This is a genomic window from Streptomyces crystallinus (assembly GCF_039521265.1).
Taxonomy (GTDB): Bacteria; Actinomycetota; Actinomycetes; order Streptomycetales; family Streptomycetaceae; genus Streptomyces; species Streptomyces crystallinus.
In genome coordinates this window covers 1-16,442 of sequence record NZ_BAAACA010000019.1, presented here as the reverse complement: position 1 = coordinate 16,442, position 16,442 = coordinate 1, and the positions used below count along the sequence as shown (strand labels likewise).

Genomic DNA, 16,442 nt, shown 5'->3' with positions numbered 1-16,442 from the left:
CCCGCGCCCCTAGGGGGTCGGTTGCAGCCGGAGAACCCGGCTCAGCCACAGGCTTTTAGGGGCGCGGGGAACTGCGCGAGAAGAGGCCACGGCCCGCAGACGAACGAGGGCTTTCCAGGGGGCGCGGGACCCCGCCGAACGACCCGGACTACCCAGGGGCACGAGGAACCCGCCGAACGACCCGGACTACCCAGGGGCACGGGCAACCCGCCGAACGAACCGGACCCCCTAGGGGCGCGGGGAACTGCGCGAGCAACCACCCACACCGCCGCAGACAAACCCCGGGCCGAAAAGGGGGCGCGGGGAACTGCGCGAGCAACCACCCACACCGCCGCAGACAAACGCCGGGCCGGGTTACCAGCGGGGGCGGGGTGGGGCCGTCAGGTGGTCCGCCAAGTGGGAGAGGCGGTCGCGCAAACCCCGGCGGGCCCGCTGCGCCGGCACCCCGTTCTCCCCCGCCGCCGCGCTCACCAGATGCTGCACCGTGTCCAGGTCCACCTCCGCCCCGGGCGGGACCGTCAGGGACTCGTGGACCAGGTCCCGTACCTCCGGGTCGCCCGCGTCCAGCGCCAGCACCCGCGCCCCGGCCCGGCGGGCGTCGTGGACGCGCTCCAGGAGGCCGCCGTCCGGGCGGTCGGGGGCCACCACCAGCAGGGTCGCGCCCCGGCCCGCCGCCTCCAGGCGGCCGAGGCCGACCGAGAGGTGCGGGCCCCGGCCCGGCTCGACCCGGTGGCGTACCAGCGTGGGGGTGAGCTCGGGCACGCCCGACCACGCGGCCTCGTCGGTGAGGTGCGCGGCCAGGTGCCAGGGCTCGTACGCCTCGGTGCCCACCAGCAGCAGGCCCCCGCCGTTCGGCACCACCGACCCCCGCAGCACCCCGGCGAAACGGCGGGTCCCGCGCAGCCACTCCGTCCCCGCGAGGACCTCCCGCAACAGTGCGACGCGTACGGCATCCATGCCCCGGCATCCTGCCGCACCAAGCGCCCCGGCGAGGCGCATCCGCCACTCCTCACCCGAACGGGGGCCGCCGCCACCCCGGGGTGCACCCGGTCGCATCCGGCCGCACCTGGCGCGTACCACCCGGTAATGCCCGGCGTAAGGTCGGCCCATGACTTCCACTGACAGCGCTGAGAACACCCCGAAGCCCGCCGCCAGGGACCCGTGGGAGCTGCCCGACGTCTCCGGCCTGGTCGTCGGCGTGCTCGGGGGCACCGGGGACCAGGGGCGCGGGCTCGCCTACCGGCTGGCCCGGGCCGGCCAGAAGGTGATCATCGGCTCGCGGGCCGCCGAGCGGGCGCGCGCGGCGGCCGAGGAGCTCGGCCTCGGGGTCGAGGGCGCGGACAACGCCGAGTGCGCGCGCCGCAGCGACATCGTGATCGTCGCCGTGCCGTGGGACGGGCACGCCAAGACCCTTCAGGCGCTGCGCGAGGAGCTCGCGGGCAAGCTGGTCGTGGACTGCGTCAACCCGCTCGGCTTCGACAAGAAGGGCGCGTACGCCCTGAAGCCCGAGGAGGGCAGCGCCGCCGAGCAGGCCGCCGCCCTACTGCCGGACTCGCGGGTGACCGCCGCCTTCCACCACCTCTCGGCCGTGCTCCTCCAGGACGCCTCCATCGAGGAGATCGACACCGATGTGATGGTGCTGGGCGAGAGCCGCGCCGACACCGACCTGGTGCAGGCGCTGGCCGCCCGGATCCCGGGGATGCGGGGCGTCTTCGCCGGTCGGCTGCGCAACGCCCACCAGGTGGAGTCGCTGGTCGCCAACCTGATCTCCGTCAACCGTCGCTACAAGGCGCACGCCGGGCTGCGCGTGACCGACGTGTAGGTCCGCCCGGGGCATGGGGGACACTGGACGGGCATCAGCGCCGTACCCGGACAGGAGCCGACCCCCATGCCCCGCCTCGCTCTGTACGCCCTCGTCGTCTGCGTCCTCGCCGTCGCCGCGGCCGTGGTCTCCTTCGTCCAGGGCAACTGGACCGGCGTCGTCTGGATCCTGCTCGCCGGGCTCTCCTCCAACATGGCCTGGTACTACCTGCGCAGGGCGAAGGCCGAGCGGGCCGCGGCCGTCAGCCGGTGAGCGAGGGGATGTCCGGCGTGCCCTGCCAGAACCGGTAGAGGCGCTGGCCCCAGTAGGTGTCCCACTCGGTGACGCCGAGCGCGCGCAGGACGGCGTGGATGGCGTCGAAGAACACGTCGTTCACCGACGGCAGCCACAGGAACGCGAAGACCGCCAGCAGCCCGAAGGGCGCGAACGGCTCGATCTGGCGGCGCACGCCGTGCGACAGCCAGGGCTCGATCACCCCGTACCCGTCCAGGCCCGGGACCGGCAGGGAGTTCAAGATCGCCGCCGTCACCTGGAGCAGCGCCAGGAACGCCAGCGCGTAGCGGAACTCGGCGGGCACGCCGTCCAGCGCGTGCAGCCAGAACGGCGCCGTGCACACGACGGCGAAGAGCACGTTGGTGAGCGGGCCCGCCGCCGCGATCAGGCTGTGCTTCCAGCGGCCCCGGATCCGCTGGTGCTCGATGAACACCGCGCCGCCGGGCAGACCGATGCCGCCCATGATCACGAAGATGACCGGCAGCACGATCGACAGCATCGCGTGCGTGTACTTCAGCGGGTTGAGCGTCAGATAGCCCTTGGCGCCCACCGTGATGTCCCCGCCGTGCAGGGCGGTGCGGGCGTGCGCGTACTCGTGCAGGCACAGGGAGACGATCCAGGCGCCCGTCACGAAGAGGAAGACGGCGAAGCCGGGGGCGGTGGAGAACCCGGTCCACACCGCCCATCCGCCGACCGCCGTGACGGCGACGATCCCCAGGAAGACCGGGCTGATCCTCCGGTCGCTGCGGCGCGAGGTGGCGGTGGCCATGTGCGGGGCTCCCGGGGTGGAGGTGCGGTCGGACGGCCCGACCGTACATCTGATACCCCGGCAACGTCCGGCGATCCCGTACGAGTTCCACCCCTGGCCACCGGCCCTTGGCCGGGAGTTGGCAGGCGGGGGCACGGGCGCGCCGCCGGTCACGGAGAATGGGCCCGTGCGCTACCGGATTATCGGCACCACCCAACTGCTCCACCCCGAGGGAACGGCCGTGGCCGTCGGCGGGGCGCGGCTGCGCGCCCTGCTGACCGTGCTCGCCCTGCGCCCCGGGCGTACGGTCCCGGTCGGCCTGCTGGTCGACGAGGTGTGGAACGGCGAGCCGCCCGCCGACGCGGCCGGCGCGCTCCAGGCGCTGGTGGGGCGGCTGCGCCGGGTCGCCGGGCACGGCGCGATCGCCTCGGTGGAGGGCGGCGGCTACCGCCTGGACGCCGAACCGGACGACGTCGACCTCTTCCGTTTCGAGCGGCTCGCCGGGGAGGGCACCCGCGCCCTGGAGCAGGGCGACCCGGCCAAGGCGCTGTCCCGGCTGGACGACGCGCTGGCGCTGTGGACCGGCCCGGTCCTCGCCGACCTGCCCGACCGCGCGGCCGAGGCGGCCCGCTGGGAGGCCCGCCGCCTGGACGCCCGCCGCGCGCGGCTCGCCGCCGCGCTCGCCCTCGGCCGGGCCGACGAGGTGCTGCCCGAGCTCGCCGCGCTCTGCGCCGCCCACCCGCTCGACGAGCCGCTGCACACCCTGCGCATCCGCGCCCTGCGCGCGGCGGGCCGCACCGCCGAGGCGCTCGCCGCGTACGAGGACGTCCGCCGCACCCTCGCCGACCGACTCGGCGCCGACCCGGGCCCCGAACTGCGGGCACTGCACGGCGAGTTGCTGCACACCCCCGACGCGCCATCGGCGCCCGCCCCGGACCCCGGGCCCGCCGCCCGCCCCGCCGCGCCGGGCAATCTGCGTGCCCGGCTCACCTCCTTCGTGGGGCGCGAGGCCGACATCGAGGCGATCCGGGGCGACCTGGGCGCCGCGCGCCTGGTGACGCTGCTCGGGCCCGGCGGGGCGGGCAAGACCCGGCTCTCCCAGGAGGCCGCCGAGGCCGTCGGCGCGGCCGGCGACGGCTGGCCCGACGGGGTGTGGCTGGCCGAGCTGGCCCCGGTGGCCGACCCGGCGGCCGTGCCCGCCGCCGTCCTCACCTCGGTCGGCGCCCGCGAGACCGTGCTGCACGGCGCCGGCGCCGAGGAGCTGAGGGCCGCCGACCGCACGGTGGGCGACCCGCTCGTCCACCTCGCCGCGCACTGCGAGCGCCGCCGGATGCTGCTGCTCCTGGACAACTGCGAGCATGTGATCGACGCGGCCGCCGCGCTCGCCGAGTACCTGCTCGCCCGCTGTCCGCGGCTGACCATCCTCGCCACCAGCCGGGAGCCGCTCGGGGTGCCGGGCGAGCTGGTGCGGCCGGTGGAGCCGCTGCCGGGGCCGGTGGCGCTGCGGCTGCTCGCGGACCGGGGCGCGGCGGCGCGGCCGGGCTTCCGGGTGGAGGACGACCCCGGGGCGGCCGCCGAGATCTGCCGCCGCCTGGACGGGCTGCCGCTCGCGGTGGAGCTCGCCGCCGCCCGGCTACGGATGTTGACGCCGCGTCAGATTGCGGACCGGCTCGACGACCGCTTCCGCCTGCTGACCAGCGGCAGCCGTACCGTACTGCCGCGCCAGCAGACCCTGCGCGCGGTCGTCGACTGGTCCTGGGAGCTGCTGGAGGCCCCCGAGCGTACGGTGCTGCGCCGCCTCTCCGTCTTCGCGGGCGGCAGCGGGCTCGCGGCGGCGGAGGAGGTGTGCGCGGACGGCGAGGGCGTCGCCGCCCGCGACGTCGCCCCGCTACTCGGCTCCCTCGTCGACAAGTCGCTGGTCGTCGCCGCGCCCGGGGACGGCGGCGAGATGCGCTACCGGCTGCTGGAGACCGTCGCCGAGTACGCCGCGGAGCGCCTCGACGACGCCGGGGACCGGGCCGCCACCGAGCGCCGCCACCTGGTGCACTACCGCGAGCTGGCCAGGACCACCGACCCGCTGCTGCGCGGCGCCGGGCAGCGCGCCGCGGTCGCGCTCCTGGAGCGGGAGTACGAGAACCTGCGCACCGCGCTGCGCCGGGCCGTGGACCTCGCCGACGAGCAGGAGGCGCTCTGCATGGTGCACGCGCTGGGCTCGTACTGGCACATGCGCGATCTGCGCGGCGAGGCCCACCGCTGGGCCGGGGCGGTCGCGGAGCTCGGCCCCGACCCGTTCGCGCCGCCCGCCGAGCCCGCGCCCCCGGTCTTCGCGCGCTGTACCGACAGCCCGCCGCCCATGGAGCCCGAGGTGCTCCAGGAGGCCCGGCGCGGGGTGCGGCTGTTCCTGCTCGCCTCCATGGACCACACCGGCGACGACTGGACGACGCCCGAGGCCCAGGAGCGGCTGCGCACCATCGTGGACGTCTACCGGCCCGGGCTGCCGCAGACCTGCAAGATGCCCGGCGCGCTCTGGTTCTTCCCGGTGATCATGACCAGTGACGCGGAGGCGCTCAAGGAGCTGCTGGACGCCACGGTCTCGGCCTGCGAGGAGTTCGGCTACGAGTGGGAGCTCGCCAACGCCCTCCAGATGCGCGCCAACGTCCTCGCCAACCGCAGCGACTGGGCCGGTGAGGCCACCCTCGACGCCGAGGCCGGGCTCGACATCTTCCGGCGCCTGGGCGACGACTGGGGCGCCGCCGAGGCGCTCTCCGCACGCGGTGAGGCCCGCGAGCGGCGCGGCGAGTACGCCCTGGCCGGCGAGGACTACAGCGAGGCCGTGCGGTACGCCGAACGGCTGGGCGCCCAGAGCCAGGTGTCGCTCCTGAAGGCGCGGCTCGCCTCGGTGCTCCTGGAGACCGGCGAGGGCGAGCGCGGCGAGGCGATGCTGCGCGAGATCGTCGCGGCGGGCCGCCCGGCGGGGTACGAGGCGCAGCCCGCCGCCCGGATGTTCCTGGCGATGTGGCTGGGCCGCACCCAGCGGATCCCGGAGGCGCGGGAGCAGCTCGCGCTGATGCTGGAGGAGTTCAAGTCGAGCAACCTCGCGCTCTTCGAGGGCTTCGTGATCGGCATCCGGGCCTGGCTGGAGAACCTGGAGGGCGCCTACGACAAGGGCCTGGTGGACGCCCGCGCCGCGCTGCGGCGGTCCGTGGAGCCGATGGCCCGGATGGTCGCGCCGCAGATGGTCCCGGTGCATCTGCTCTCCGTCGCCTGGGCGTGGGCGGGGCTGGTGGAGCCGGGCAGCGCGACCGCCGCCGACGCGGCCCGGCTGGTCGGCGCGCACGACGCGCTGCTGCCGGCGGTCCACTTCGCCTCCCCGATGGAGGTCGAGATGCGCGACAGGGTCGAGGCGGCGGTCCGCCCGCTGCTCGACCCCGCCGCCTACGCCGCCGCGTACGCCGAGGGCGGCGGCCTCTCCCTGGAGGAGGCCGCCGCCCTGGCACAGCGCGAACGCGACTGACAACACGTCAGGATCAGGTCCGCTTGCGGAACTTGGCCACCGCGAGCGGCGCCGTGATCACGGTGATCGCCACCGCCCAGCCCAGCGTCATCAGGGCCGAGTGGGCGACCGGGCCGCCGTTGACCAGGTTGCGGGCCGCGTCGGCGAGGTTGGAGAGCGGGTTGTAGTCCGTGAAGGTCTGGAGCCAGCCCGGCATCGTGGTCGGCTTGGCGAAGATCGACGAGCCGAACTGCAACGGCATCAGCACCAGCATCGCCACTCCCTGGACGGCTTGCGCCGTCTTCATGGTGAGACCGAGCAGGATGAAGATCCACATCAGCGAGGCGCCGAAAAGGAGCGACAGGCCGACCGCCGCGAGCAGTTCGAACACCGAGGTCTCGACCGAGAAGCCGAGGATGAAGCCCATGGTGAGCAGGATCGTGGTGGCCACGACCATCCGGCCGATCTCGACCACGATCTTGGCGATCAGCACCGACGACCGGGCGATGGGCATGGTCCGGAACCGGTCCATGACGCCCTTCTTGAAGTCGTCGTTGATGCCGGTGCCCACCGCCATCGCGATGTTGAGGCCCTGCATCGCCATCAGGCCCGGGATCAGGTAGTTGACGTACGCGTCCTGGTTGCCCTTGCCGGAGACCGCGCCGCCGAAGACGTACACGAACAGCAGGGTGAAGATGATCGGCATGAACACGGCGTCGAACATCGACTCCGGGTCCTGCTTGATCTGGAGTGCGTTGCGGCGCACCAGGGCGCCTATGTGGCGCAGGTTGGCGCGCGGGCCGATCCGGCCGTCGGCGTCGGCCGCGGGCGGGCGGATGCCGGTCGGCGCCTTGGTGGGGGCCGCCTTGGCGGTGGTGGCGGTGCTCATGCCGCGACCTCCTCGGTGTGCTCGTCGCTCTCGGACTCCTGGTGGGTGGGCTTCTGGCCGGTGATGGCCAGGAACACCTCGTCCAGGCTGGGCAGATGGGTGCCGATGTGGGCGATGCCGAAGCCGCGCGCGCCCAGCAGGCCGACCACGGCGGTCAGCTGCTCGTCGCTGAGGATCGGCACGTTCAGCAGGCCCTCGTCGGGGATCGCCTGGGTGCCGGAGACCCCGTCGAGACCGGCCTCGGTGATGGCCCGGGCCATGGCGCCCAGCTGGGCCGGGTCGGCGGGCCGGATCTGCAGGGTGCGCCCGCCGACCTTCGCCTTCAGCTCGTTGATGCCGCCGTTGGCGATGACCTTGCCGCGGTCGATGACCGTCAGCTCGTTGGCCAGCTGCTCGGCCTCTTCCATGTACTGCGTGGTGAGCAGGACGGTGGCGCCCTCGGCCACCATCCGCTGGACCTCGTCCCACACCTCGTTGCGGGTGCGCGGGTCGAGACCGGTGGTGGGCTCGTCCAGGTAGAGGACGGCCGGGTTGCCGATCATCGAGGCGGCGAGGTCGAGGCGGCGGCGCATACCGCCGGAGTAGTTCATCGCGGGCCGCTTGGCGGCCTCGGTCAGCGAGAAGCGCTCCAGCAGCTCGTCGGCGCGGGCCCTGGCGTCCTTGCGGGACAGATCGAGCAGCCGCCCGATCATGTACAGGTTCTCCCAGCCGGACAGCTTCTCGTCCACCGAGGCGTACTGCCCGGTGAGGCCTATGGTGCGGCGCAGCTGGCGGGGCTGCTTCACCACGTCGTACCCGGCGACGGTGGCGGTGCCGGAGTCCGGCACGATCAGGGTGGACAGGCAGCGGACGAGGGTGGTCTTGCCGGCGCCGTTGGGACCCAGGACTCCGAGGACCGTGCCCTCGCGTACGTCCAGGTCCACGCCGTCCAGCGCCTTGGTGTCGCCGAAGTGCTTCACCAGCCCCCGCACCGTGACGGCGTTGGCCGCGCCGCCTTCGGGGTTGTCGTCGATTCGCGTCATGCCCCCAAAGGTGCCAGCCGCCACCGACAATCCACCGACAGCCCGCCTACAAGGGCCGACAGCCCGCCGACACGGGCACGGCTGGGCCGTGTGTTCCTGGGTGACCGGTCGCTGCTTCGGCTGCGGGCCGTCGGTGGCCGAGCGCGCCCACGCGGCAGAGCCGCACAACGTCACAGCCCCGCGCCCCTGAGTACCTAGGGGCGCGGGGAACTGCGCGACCAGCCCAAGACGGCCCGCAGTCGAACGACCAGGCCTAGTGGAACGTGTGCTCCTCCGCCGGGAACGCCCCGTCCACGACCTCGCCCGCGAACTCCTTGGCCGCGTCACCGAGGACCCGGCGCATATCCGCGTACTGCTTCGTGAACCGCGGCACCTTCCCGCCGGTCAGCCCCACCATGTCCGTGTACACCAGCACCTGCGCGTCGCACGAGACGCCCGCCCCGATCCCCACCGTGGGGATGTGCAGCGAGCGCGTGATCTCGGCGGCCACCTCGGCCGGTACGAGTTCGAGCACCACCGCGAACGCGCCCGCCGACTCCGCCGCCTTCGCGTCGTGCAGCAGCCGGTGCGCGGCCTCGTCGGAGCGGCCCTGCACCCGGTAGCCCATGGCGTTCACGGACTGCGGGGTAAGGCCCAGGTGGGACATGACCGGGATGCCGGACTGCACGAGCAGCTCGGTCTGGGCCAGCGAGCGCTCGCCGCCCTCCAGCTTGACGGCCCCGACGCCGGCCTCCTTGATCAGGCGGGTGGCGCTGCGCAGCGCCTGCACCGGGCCCTCCTGGTAGGTGCCGAACGGCAGGTCCGCGACGACGAGGGCGCGCTTGCTGCCCCGTACGACCGCGGCGGACAGCATGGCGATCTCGTCGAGCGTGACCGGGACGGTGGTCTCGTAGCCCAGGTGGCAGTTGCCCATCGAGTCGCCCACGAGGAGGACCGGGATCCCGGCCTCGTCGAAGACGGACGCGGTCATCGCGTCGTAGGCGGTGAGCATGGGCCACTTCTCGCCCCGCGCCTTGGCGGCGGCGATGTCGTGGACCGTGACGCGGCGCGTGGACTTGCCCCCGTACAGCGCCTTGCTGCTGTCGGAACGTTCCGCGGGCGGATTCTGCGCAGCCTTGATCTGTTGCGTCATCGCAACGGCTCCTGTTCGTCATCTCGAAGCGCCCTGACGGCGTCTCCGGACCACTTCCATGGTGGCATCCCACCCCCGTCGACGGGAAGTGGGTGCCTCAGTCACGCAAATACATGAGCTTTAAACCACTCTGGGCCGCAAATATGCGCGTTTTGTCACAGCAGGCGCCGTGGCCGTGACCGGCTGGAACCCGGCGCGGCGCCCCGTCGTCATCGAGGCAGTACGACAGGCAGTACGACAGCAGGGAAAGGCACCCCCCATCGCCTAGGGTCATCGGGGCGACGGTGTGCGAAGGCAAGGCAGTGAGGACAGCGGTATGACGCGGGCGTACGTGGCGGAGACGGGGAACGGCAGCGCGGAGGGCGAGCGCTCCGGATCCCGGGTCCGACGCCTGCTGGACGGCTGGAAGAACGATCCGGGCATCTGGCGGCGCGGCCTCGTCCTGGCCGGGCTCGCGGTGCTGATCGCGCTGGTCATGCTGGTCCACGCGAAGATCCCCAACCGGATCGGCAACCTCGGCAGCCTCACGGAAACCTTCCTGCCGTGGCTCGGCGTGTTCGTTCCGGTGCTCCTGGGCCTCGCCCTGTGGCGGCGCTCGGCGACCGCGCTGATCGCCCTGGTGCTGCCGGCCCTCGTCTGGCTCAACCTCTTCGGCGGGCTGCTCACCGACAAGGAGAGCAAGGGCGGCAACCTGGTCGTCGCCACGCACAACGTCAACGCCGACAACCCCGACCCGGCCGGCACCGCCCGCGACCTCATCGCCTCCGGCGCCGACGTCCTCGCCCTGGAGGAGCTGCCGGGCCGCAGCGTCGACGCGTACGAGAAGGCGCTGGCCGCGACCTATCCGCACCACTCGGTGCAGGGCACGGTGGGCCTGTGGTCGAAGTACCCGCTGAGCGACGCCGAGCCGGTCGACATCCGGATGGGCTGGACCCGCGCCATGCGGGCCACCGTGAGCACCCCCGCGGGCCAGGTCAAGGTGTACGTGGCGCACATGCCCTCGGTGCGGGTGAAGCTGAGCGCCGGGTTCACCGCGCGCCAGCGGGACGCCAGCGCGGACGCCCTGGGCGACGCGATCGCGAGCGAGCCGGTCAGGAAGGTGGTCCTGCTCGGCGACCTCAACGGCACCATGAACGACCGCGCCCTGAACAACATCACCTCGCAGATGCGCTCCACCCAGGGCGCGGCCGGCAACGGCTTCGGCTTCACCTGGCCCGCGTCCTTCCCGATGGCCCGGATCGACCAGATCATGGTCAAGGGCGTCGAGCCGAAGTCGTCGTGGACGCTGGGCCGCACGCCCAGTGACCACCTGCCGATCGCCGCACGGCTGAAGATCTGACCCCGACAGGCCGAAGGCCCGGCGGCCGGCGGCACCCGAGCCGCCGGCCGCCGGGTGCGGGTCAGACCGACTCGCGCCACTGGTTGGTGATCGGCAGCCGCCGGTCCTTGCCGAAGCCCTTCGCCGAGATCTTGGTGCCCGGCGGGTACTGGCGCCGCTTGTACTCGGCGGTGTCCACCAGCCGCAGCGTCCGCGCCACCAGCTCCGCGTCGAACCCGGCCGCCACGATCGCCTCGCGGCCCTGGTCGCGGTCGACGTACATCGCCAGGATCGCGTCCAGGACCGGGTAGTCCGGCAGCGAGTCCGTGTCGACCTGGTCCGGGCGCAGCTCGGCGCTGGGCGGCTTGGTGATCGAGTTCTCCGGGATCGGCGGGACCTCGCCGCGCTCGGCCGCCGCCTTGTCGCGCCACTTGGCGAGACGGAACACGGTCGTCTTGTAGACGTCCTTGATGGGGCCGTACGCGCCGACCGAGTCGCCGTACAGCGTCGAGTACCCCACCGCCAGCTCCGACTTGTTGCCCGGCGCCAGCACCAGATGGCCCTCCTGGTTGGAGATCGCCATCAGCGTCGTGCCGCGCAGCCGCGACTGGAGGTTCTCCTCGGCGAGCCCGGTCAGGCCCAGCGAGTCCATGTACGCGCTGAACATCGGCTCGATGCTCACCGTGCGCAGGTTCAGCCCGGTGCGCCGGGCCAGCTCGGCCGCGTCCTCCTTGGAGTGCTCCGAGGAGTACTTGGACGGCATCGACACGCCGTACACGTTCTCCGCGCCCAGTGCGTCGCAGGCGATCGCGGCGACCAGCGCCGAGTCGATGCCGCCGGACAGGCCGATCAGGACGGACCGGAAGCCGTTCTTGACGACATACGCGCGCAGCCCCGTGACCAGCGCCGAGTAGACCTCCTCGTCGTCGTCGAGCCGCTCCGCCTGCCCGCCGGTGAGCTCCGGCTCGTACGCCGGGACGGGGTCCTCGGAGAGCGTCACGTGCTCGATCCGCAGCCCGTCGTCGACCGTCCCGGACGGGACCGGGCCCGCCGCGGGCAGCTCCAGGTCGAGCAGCACACAGCCCTCGCTGAACTGCGGGGCGCGCGCGACGACCCCGCCGTCCCGGTCGACGACGATGGAGTCGCCGTCGAAGACCAGGTCGTCCTGGCCGCCGGTCATCGCCAAGTAGGCGGTGGTGCACCCGGCCTCCTGGGCGCGCTTGCGGACCAGTTCGAGCCGGGTGTCGTCCTTGTTCTGCTCGTACGGCGAGGCGTTGATGGAGAGCAGCAGCCCGGCCCCGGCCGAGCGGGTGGCCGGGACGCGGCCGCCGTCCTGCCAGAGGTCCTCGCAGATGGCTAGGGCCACGTCGACGCCGTGGACCCGGATCACCGGCAGGGTCTCCCCCGGCACGAAGTACCGGAACTCGTCGAAGACGCCGTAGTTGGGCAGATGGTGCTTGGCGTATCTGAGGACGACCTCGCCCCGGTGCAGCACGGCGCCCGCGTTGCGCGGGGCGCCCGCGGGCTGGCCGTAGCGGGGCCGGTCGCCGGAGCGGTCGAGGTAGCCCACGACCACCGGCAGCTCGCCCAGGCCCTCGGCGGCCAGCCGCGCCGCCAGGTCGGTGAGCGCCTGCCGGGAGGCCTCGACGAACGAGGACCGCAGCGCCAGGTCCTCGACGGGGTAGCCGGTCAGCATCATCTCGGGGAAGGCGGCGAGGTGCGCGCCCTGCTCGGCGCAGTGCCGGGTCCAGTGCACGATCGCCTCGGCGTTGGCCGCGATGGCGCCGACGGTCGAGTCGATCTGATTCAGAGCGAGACGTAGTTGAGGCACCCCGCCAGTGTAATCGTCAAAGCGACGCGATGGGGGGTGGAGCGCGGCGCGCCGCGCCCGGCTCCACCCCCTCACCGGCCTACTTCCGGTACCCCAGGACCGTCATCATCCCGGCCTCCGAGTGGTAGACGTTGTGGCAGTGGACCATCCACAGGCCGGGGTTGTCGGCGTCGAAGTCCACGGTCAGCGTCCTGCCGGGCAGGACCAGCGCGGTGTCCTTGCGGGCCCCGGCCGCGCCGCCCGCCAGCGCGAAGGTGTGGCCGTGCAGATGCACCGGGTGCCACATCGAGGTGGTGTTGGCGAAGACCAGCCGCACCCGCTCGCCCGCCCGGACCGGGTGGCGCTGGTCCGGCCGGTACGGCTGCTTGTCGAAGGCCCAGTCGTACTTCGCCATCCCGCCGGTCAGCGTCAGTTTCACGGTCCGGTCGGGCGCCTTCGGGGGCAGCGCCACGGACGCGTCGGGGGAGAGCCGGTCGGCCGTCAGCAGCCGCCCGGCCAGCTCCTTGGGGCGTACCGAGGCGTCGGGCGCGGACCCGGCGCCGGTGCGCAGCACCGCGAGCGCCGCCGCCTTCTTCCCCTCGGCCTCGGCCACCAGCGGGAACACCCCGTCGCCCGCCGTGACGAGCACGTCGTACCGCTCGCCCATGCCGAGCAGCAGCGCGTCGGTCGTGGTGCGGCGGACCGGGAAGCCGTCCGTGTGGGTCACGGTCAGCTCATGGCCGCCGAGCGCCACCCGGAAGGCGGTGTCGCCGCCCGCGTTGACGATCCGCAGCCGGATGCGCTCGCCCGGCTTCGCCGTGAAGGAGGAAGGGGCCTGGGGCGTACGGCCGTTGATGAGGTAGTACGGATACGCGACGTCACCCGCGTCCCCGCCCAGCAGCGGGCTGGTGGCGGCCATGAGCATCCGGGAGGGGCCGCCGCGGCCGGTGGCGCTCGGCGAGGCCGTGCCGGGCATGTCGTGGCCGGAGTGGTCCATGCCCGCCATGTCGCCCATGCCGCCGCCGGACCCGCCGCCCATCCCGGCCCGCAGCTCCGCGAGGACCGCGTCCGGGGTCGAGCCGTCCACCCCGTCGACCCAGTCGTCCAGGACCACGACCCACTCCCGGTCGTACGCCAGCGGCTCCTTGGGGTCCTCGACGATCAGCGGGGCGTACAGCCCCCGGTCCTGCTGGACGCCGGAGTGCGGGTGGAACCAGTAGGTGCCGGGGCGGGTGACGGCGAACTTGTACGTGAAGGACGCGCCCGGCGCGACGGGCCGCTGGGTGAGCCCCGGCACGCCGTCCATGTCGTTGCGCAGGGCGAGGCCGTGCCAGTGCAGCGAGGTCGGCTCGGGAAGGTGGTTGGCGAGGGTGAGCGCGAGCGTGTCGCCCGCGGTCACCCGCACCTCCTGGCCGGGCAGCCGGTCGCCGTACGCCCAGGAGCGGACGGTGGGGCCGCCCAGGTCGAGCGGGGCCGCGGTGGCGGTCAGCCTGACGTCGCGGACGGGCCCGGAGCCGCGCCGGGCCTCGGCGGCGGCGACCTCCGGACCGGCCGGGTCGACGAAGCCGCCGGGAGCGGCCGAAGGCCGGGAGCCGTGGGCCGTGCCGTCCATGGAGCCGGACGAGCAGGCGGCGAGCAGGGTGCCGCCCGCGACGGCGGTGGTGGCGCCGAGCACGGCGCGTCGGGTGGGGTGTGCGGACATGACGGGATGCACCTCGTGGTGTGGGCATGCGGAAGTAGGGGCGCGTCTCCTGCTTCGCGCGCTCCTACTGGCGCAGTACCGACAAGGCGGCGACGGAACTCCCGTAGGGAGGGGGCGGGTTCGGCCACAGCGGCCGCAGGGTCCGGCCGCGGGCGACCACCGCTCCCGGGGTGCGGCCGCGCACCGCCAGCAGCCGTACGGCGAGCAGGGCGAGCCCCCACGCACCGAGCACCGCGAGACACACGGACCCGGGGTCCATCCCGCGCATCGGCTCATGGCGGGGAGCGGCGGCGGCTCCGTGGAGAGCGGCCGTGACGGGGGCGGGCGCCTCCATGGCCGGCGTCGGCGCGTGCGCCCCGGCGGTGGCGGGGGAGTGCCCCCCGGCGGCCCTCGCGGCATGCTCCCCGGCTGGTGCCGAGTGCTCCGCCGGATGCCCGAGCGTGTGCATCGCAAAGATCCCGAAGAGCAGCGCGGCGCAGAGCAGCAACTGCCCGTACGCCGTGGTCCTCCGCGCGCTCCCCATGGACCGCACCTTACCCCCACCCGGTATGGCTCGACGTGCGGGGCCGGGGCGCCCCGGCGAGCATGAGCCCATGACGACCACGGACGCGACCGAAGTGGCAGAGCTCGTGGCCCCCCGCGAGCGCCGGACGGCGGGGACGCCATAAGTACCCTTGGCGCCACTATGCCCCTAGCTGGTTCACGCGTCCGGCCCGCGGTGGTCCTGCTGGCGCTCGGCGCGCTCGCGTACACCGCCTGGGTGCTCGAAGTGCTCCTGCACACCGGCCTCGACCCCGTCCGGACGTACGTCAGCGAGCTCGCCGCCGCCGACCAGCCGCTCGGCGGGCTCTTCCGGGCCACCGATCTGACGGCCGGGGTGCTGGTGCTCGCCGGGTCGGCGTGGGCGCTGTGGCGGTGCGAGCGGCGGGCCTGGTCGCTGGCCGGGTGGTCCGGGCTTGTGCTGTTCGGCGCGGCGACCGTGGCCGACTCGCGGCTTCCGCTGAGCTGCGCGCCGACCGTCGACCCCGAGTGCGCGGCCCGCGAGACGGCGGGCCTGGTCCCGGCCACGCACACCGCGCACGCGGTCAGCAGCAGCCTCGCGATGGCGGGCGCCCTGGTGGCCGTCGGCTGTCTGACGGTCGCGGCCCGCCGCTACCGCCGCTGGGCCGCGCTGGCCCGGGTGGGGCCGGTGCTGGCCGCCCTCGAACTGGCCGCCACCGCCTGGACGCTGGCCGCGATCGCCGCGTTCCAGGCCGGCCGCGGGACCTGGGCGCTGGGGGCCGGGCAGCGGGCACAGGTGCTGTGCGTGGCGGTGTGGCTGGGGGTGCTGGCGTACGCGGTGGCGCGCGAGAATCGCGTATGACGTTCGTACGCATCGACGGGGTCCCGCACCACGTGCTGGTCGAGGGGAGCGGTCCGCCCGTGCTGCTCAGCGCGGGTCTGGGCATGGCCTGGTTCGACTGGGACGAGGTGGTGGCGCTGCTGGCGCCGCACTGCACGGTGGTCCGCTTCGACCGCCCCGGGCACGGCCTCTCCGGCCCGTTCCCGGCGCCGCCCACGGTCTCGGGGGAGGCGCACCGGATCGCGGCCGTGCTGGACGCGGTGGGGGTGGCCGGACCGGTGACGGTGGTGGGGCACTCGATCGCGGGCTTCCACGCGGAGGCGTTCGCGCGGCTGCACCCGGAGCGCACGGCCGCGCTCGTCCTGGTGGACTCCTCGGTGGAGCCGGACGTACGGGTGCCGGTGGCGGCGGGGGCGCGGGTGGCCTCGGCGCGGGCGGGCGGGGCGGTGCTGGCGGGGCTGGGCCTGCCGGCGGCCGTGGGCCCGCTGCTGCGGCGCGCCGCGGTACGGCTGTCGCGGACGGGCGGGGGCGATCCGGCGGCGGCCCGTCTGGTCCGCTGCTACCGCTCCTCGCGGGTGTGGCGGGGCGTGCTCCTGGAGAACGCCCGCTACCGCCCGGTCGCGGCGGAACTCCTCTGCCTGCGCGACCGTGTGCCGCTGCCCAGGGTGCCGGTGACGGTGCTGGCGGGCGGGGCGGGGGGTGCGGGGTGGCTGGCGCGCCAGCGGGACCTGGCGGATGTGCTGGGGGGTGTGCTGCGGGTGGCTGAGGGGGCGGGGCACCTGGTGATGCTGGACGACGCGGGTGCGGTGGCGTCGGCGGTCAGTTCCCCCACCCCGCCCCTTCCCTAAACCCTCCGGGGGTGGGTGGGGGCGGGCCCCCGGACCCCGGGGC

General features: G+C 74.0%; 14 protein-coding genes. 6 read left to right on the top strand and 8 right to left on the bottom strand.

What is annotated here, in order from left to right; genetic code table 11:
- Window positions 1–354: 354 nt before the first annotated feature.
- Complete coding sequence (locus tag ABD236_RS17420; protein ID WP_344074655.1) at window positions 355–957, bottom strand: hypothetical protein; 603 nt, start codon at window positions 955–957, stop codon at window positions 355–357.
- Window positions 958–1,108: 151 nt separating this feature from the next.
- Here ABD236_RS17420 and npdG point away from each other — a divergent pair, with 151 nt between their 5' ends.
- Complete coding sequence (gene npdG / locus ABD236_RS17415; RefSeq protein WP_344074654.1) at window positions 1,109–1,822, top strand: NADPH-dependent F420 reductase; 714 nt, start codon at window positions 1,109–1,111, stop codon at window positions 1,820–1,822.
- Between the two features lie 66 nt (window positions 1,823–1,888).
- Entirely contained in the window at window positions 1,889–2,074 is a 186-nt protein-coding gene (locus tag ABD236_RS17410; protein ID WP_344074653.1) for a hypothetical protein, read from the top strand.
- Here the strand turns inward: ABD236_RS17410 and ABD236_RS17405 are convergent.
- Window positions 2,064–2,864: a site-2 protease family protein gene (locus tag ABD236_RS17405; RefSeq protein WP_344074652.1), complete on the bottom strand. Its 801-nt coding sequence runs from the start codon at window positions 2,862–2,864 to the stop codon at window positions 2,064–2,066. The two genes, ABD236_RS17410 and ABD236_RS17405, sit on opposite strands and share 11 nt — an antisense overlap.
- A 166-nt stretch (window positions 2,865–3,030) precedes the next feature.
- Between ABD236_RS17405 and ABD236_RS17400 the strand changes: the two genes are divergently transcribed.
- Window positions 3,031–6,357, top strand: a complete 3,327-nt coding sequence (locus ABD236_RS17400; protein WP_344074651.1) for an AfsR/SARP family transcriptional regulator — start codon at window positions 3,031–3,033, stop codon at window positions 6,355–6,357.
- A gap of 13 nt (window positions 6,358–6,370) precedes the next feature.
- Here ABD236_RS17400 and ABD236_RS17395 read toward each other — a convergent pair whose 3' ends face one another.
- The 3 genes from ABD236_RS17395 to panB all read right to left on the bottom strand — a co-directional run bounded on the left by ABD236_RS17395 (window position 6,371) and on the right by panB (window position 9,379).
- Window positions 6,371–7,225: an ABC transporter permease gene (locus ABD236_RS17395; protein ID WP_344074650.1), complete on the bottom strand. Its 855-nt coding sequence runs from the start codon at window positions 7,223–7,225 to the stop codon at window positions 6,371–6,373.
- A complete protein-coding gene (locus ABD236_RS17390) occupies window positions 7,222–8,247 on the bottom strand; it encodes an ATP-binding cassette domain-containing protein (protein WP_344074648.1) in 1,026 nt (341 codons plus the stop codon). The genes ABD236_RS17395 and ABD236_RS17390 overlap by 4 nt, the downstream gene beginning before the upstream one ends.
- A gap of 253 nt (window positions 8,248–8,500) precedes the next feature.
- Entirely contained in the window at window positions 8,501–9,379 is an 879-nt protein-coding gene (gene panB, locus ABD236_RS17385) for a 3-methyl-2-oxobutanoate hydroxymethyltransferase (protein WP_344074647.1), read from the bottom strand.
- A gap of 316 nt (window positions 9,380–9,695) precedes the next feature.
- On the opposite strand from panB, the gene ABD236_RS17380 reads away from it, so the two are divergent.
- The gene (locus ABD236_RS17380) at window positions 9,696–10,718 is read left to right on the top strand and encodes an endonuclease/exonuclease/phosphatase family protein (RefSeq protein WP_344074646.1); all 1,023 of its coding nucleotides are present in this window, start codon (window positions 9,696–9,698) and stop codon (window positions 10,716–10,718) included.
- A 61-nt stretch (window positions 10,719–10,779) separates the two neighbouring features.
- Here the strand turns inward: ABD236_RS17380 and ABD236_RS17375 are convergent, their stop codons facing one another.
- The 3 genes from ABD236_RS17375 to ABD236_RS17365 form a co-directional block, all read right to left on the bottom strand.
- Complete coding sequence (locus ABD236_RS17375) at window positions 10,780–12,528, bottom strand: NAD+ synthase (protein ID WP_344074645.1); 1,749 nt, start codon at window positions 12,526–12,528, stop codon at window positions 10,780–10,782.
- 79 nt (window positions 12,529–12,607) lie between these two features.
- Window positions 12,608–14,209 carry a multicopper oxidase family protein gene (locus ABD236_RS17370; RefSeq protein ID WP_344074644.1) on the bottom strand — a complete coding sequence of 534 codons (1,602 nt, stop codon included), beginning with the start codon at window positions 14,207–14,209 and terminating at the stop codon, window positions 12,608–12,610.
- 64 nt (window positions 14,210–14,273) lie between these two features.
- The gene (locus ABD236_RS17365; RefSeq protein ID WP_344074643.1) at window positions 14,274–14,732 is read right to left on the bottom strand and encodes a hypothetical protein; all 459 of its coding nucleotides are present in this window, start codon (window positions 14,730–14,732) and stop codon (window positions 14,274–14,276) included.
- Window positions 14,733–14,894: 162 nt separating this feature from the next.
- Here ABD236_RS17365 and ABD236_RS17360 point away from each other — a divergent pair, with 162 nt between their 5' ends.
- On the top strand, window positions 14,895–15,572 hold the full coding sequence (locus ABD236_RS17360; RefSeq protein WP_344074642.1) for a DUF998 domain-containing protein: 678 nt from the start codon (window positions 14,895–14,897) through the stop codon (window positions 15,570–15,572).
- Window positions 15,569–16,399 (top strand): alpha/beta fold hydrolase, encoded by an 831-nt coding sequence (locus tag ABD236_RS17355; RefSeq protein ID WP_344074641.1) that lies wholly within the window; start codon window positions 15,569–15,571, stop codon window positions 16,397–16,399. Before ABD236_RS17360 ends, ABD236_RS17355 begins: the two co-directional genes overlap by 4 nt.
- The last annotated feature ends 43 nt before the right edge of the window (window positions 16,400–16,442 follow it).

What these genes read in the sequence shown, in the direction of transcription:
- ABD236_RS17410 (WP_344074653.1), top strand. Translation starts at nt 1,889, where the DNA reads ATGCCCCGCCTCGCTCTGTACGCCCTCGTCGTCTGCGTCCTCGCCGTC.
- panB (WP_344074647.1), bottom strand. Translation starts at nt 9,379, where the DNA reads ATGACGCAACAGATCAAGGCTGCGCAGAATCCGCCCGCGGAACGTTCC.
- ABD236_RS17365 (WP_344074643.1), bottom strand. Translation starts at nt 14,732, where the DNA reads ATGGGGAGCGCGCGGAGGACCACGGCGTACGGGCAGTTGCTGCTCTGC.
- ABD236_RS17420 (WP_344074655.1), bottom strand. Translation starts at nt 957, where the DNA reads ATGGATGCCGTACGCGTCGCACTGTTGCGGGAGGTCCTCGCGGGGACG.
- npdG (WP_344074654.1), top strand. Translation starts at nt 1,109, where the DNA reads ATGACTTCCACTGACAGCGCTGAGAACACCCCGAAGCCCGCCGCCAGG.
- ABD236_RS17405 (WP_344074652.1), bottom strand. Translation starts at nt 2,864, where the DNA reads ATGGCCACCGCCACCTCGCGCCGCAGCGACCGGAGGATCAGCCCGGTC.
- ABD236_RS17390 (WP_344074648.1), bottom strand. Translation starts at nt 8,247, where the DNA reads ATGACGCGAATCGACGACAACCCCGAAGGCGGCGCGGCCAACGCCGTC.
- ABD236_RS17395 (WP_344074650.1), bottom strand. Translation starts at nt 7,225, where the DNA reads ATGAGCACCGCCACCACCGCCAAGGCGGCCCCCACCAAGGCGCCGACC.
- ABD236_RS17370 (WP_344074644.1), bottom strand. Translation starts at nt 14,209, where the DNA reads ATGTCCGCACACCCCACCCGACGCGCCGTGCTCGGCGCCACCACCGCC.
- ABD236_RS17360 (WP_344074642.1), top strand. Translation starts at nt 14,895, where the DNA reads ATGCCCCTAGCTGGTTCACGCGTCCGGCCCGCGGTGGTCCTGCTGGCG.
- ABD236_RS17380 (WP_344074646.1), top strand. Translation starts at nt 9,696, where the DNA reads ATGACGCGGGCGTACGTGGCGGAGACGGGGAACGGCAGCGCGGAGGGC.
- ABD236_RS17355 (WP_344074641.1), top strand. Translation starts at nt 15,569, where the DNA reads ATGACGTTCGTACGCATCGACGGGGTCCCGCACCACGTGCTGGTCGAG.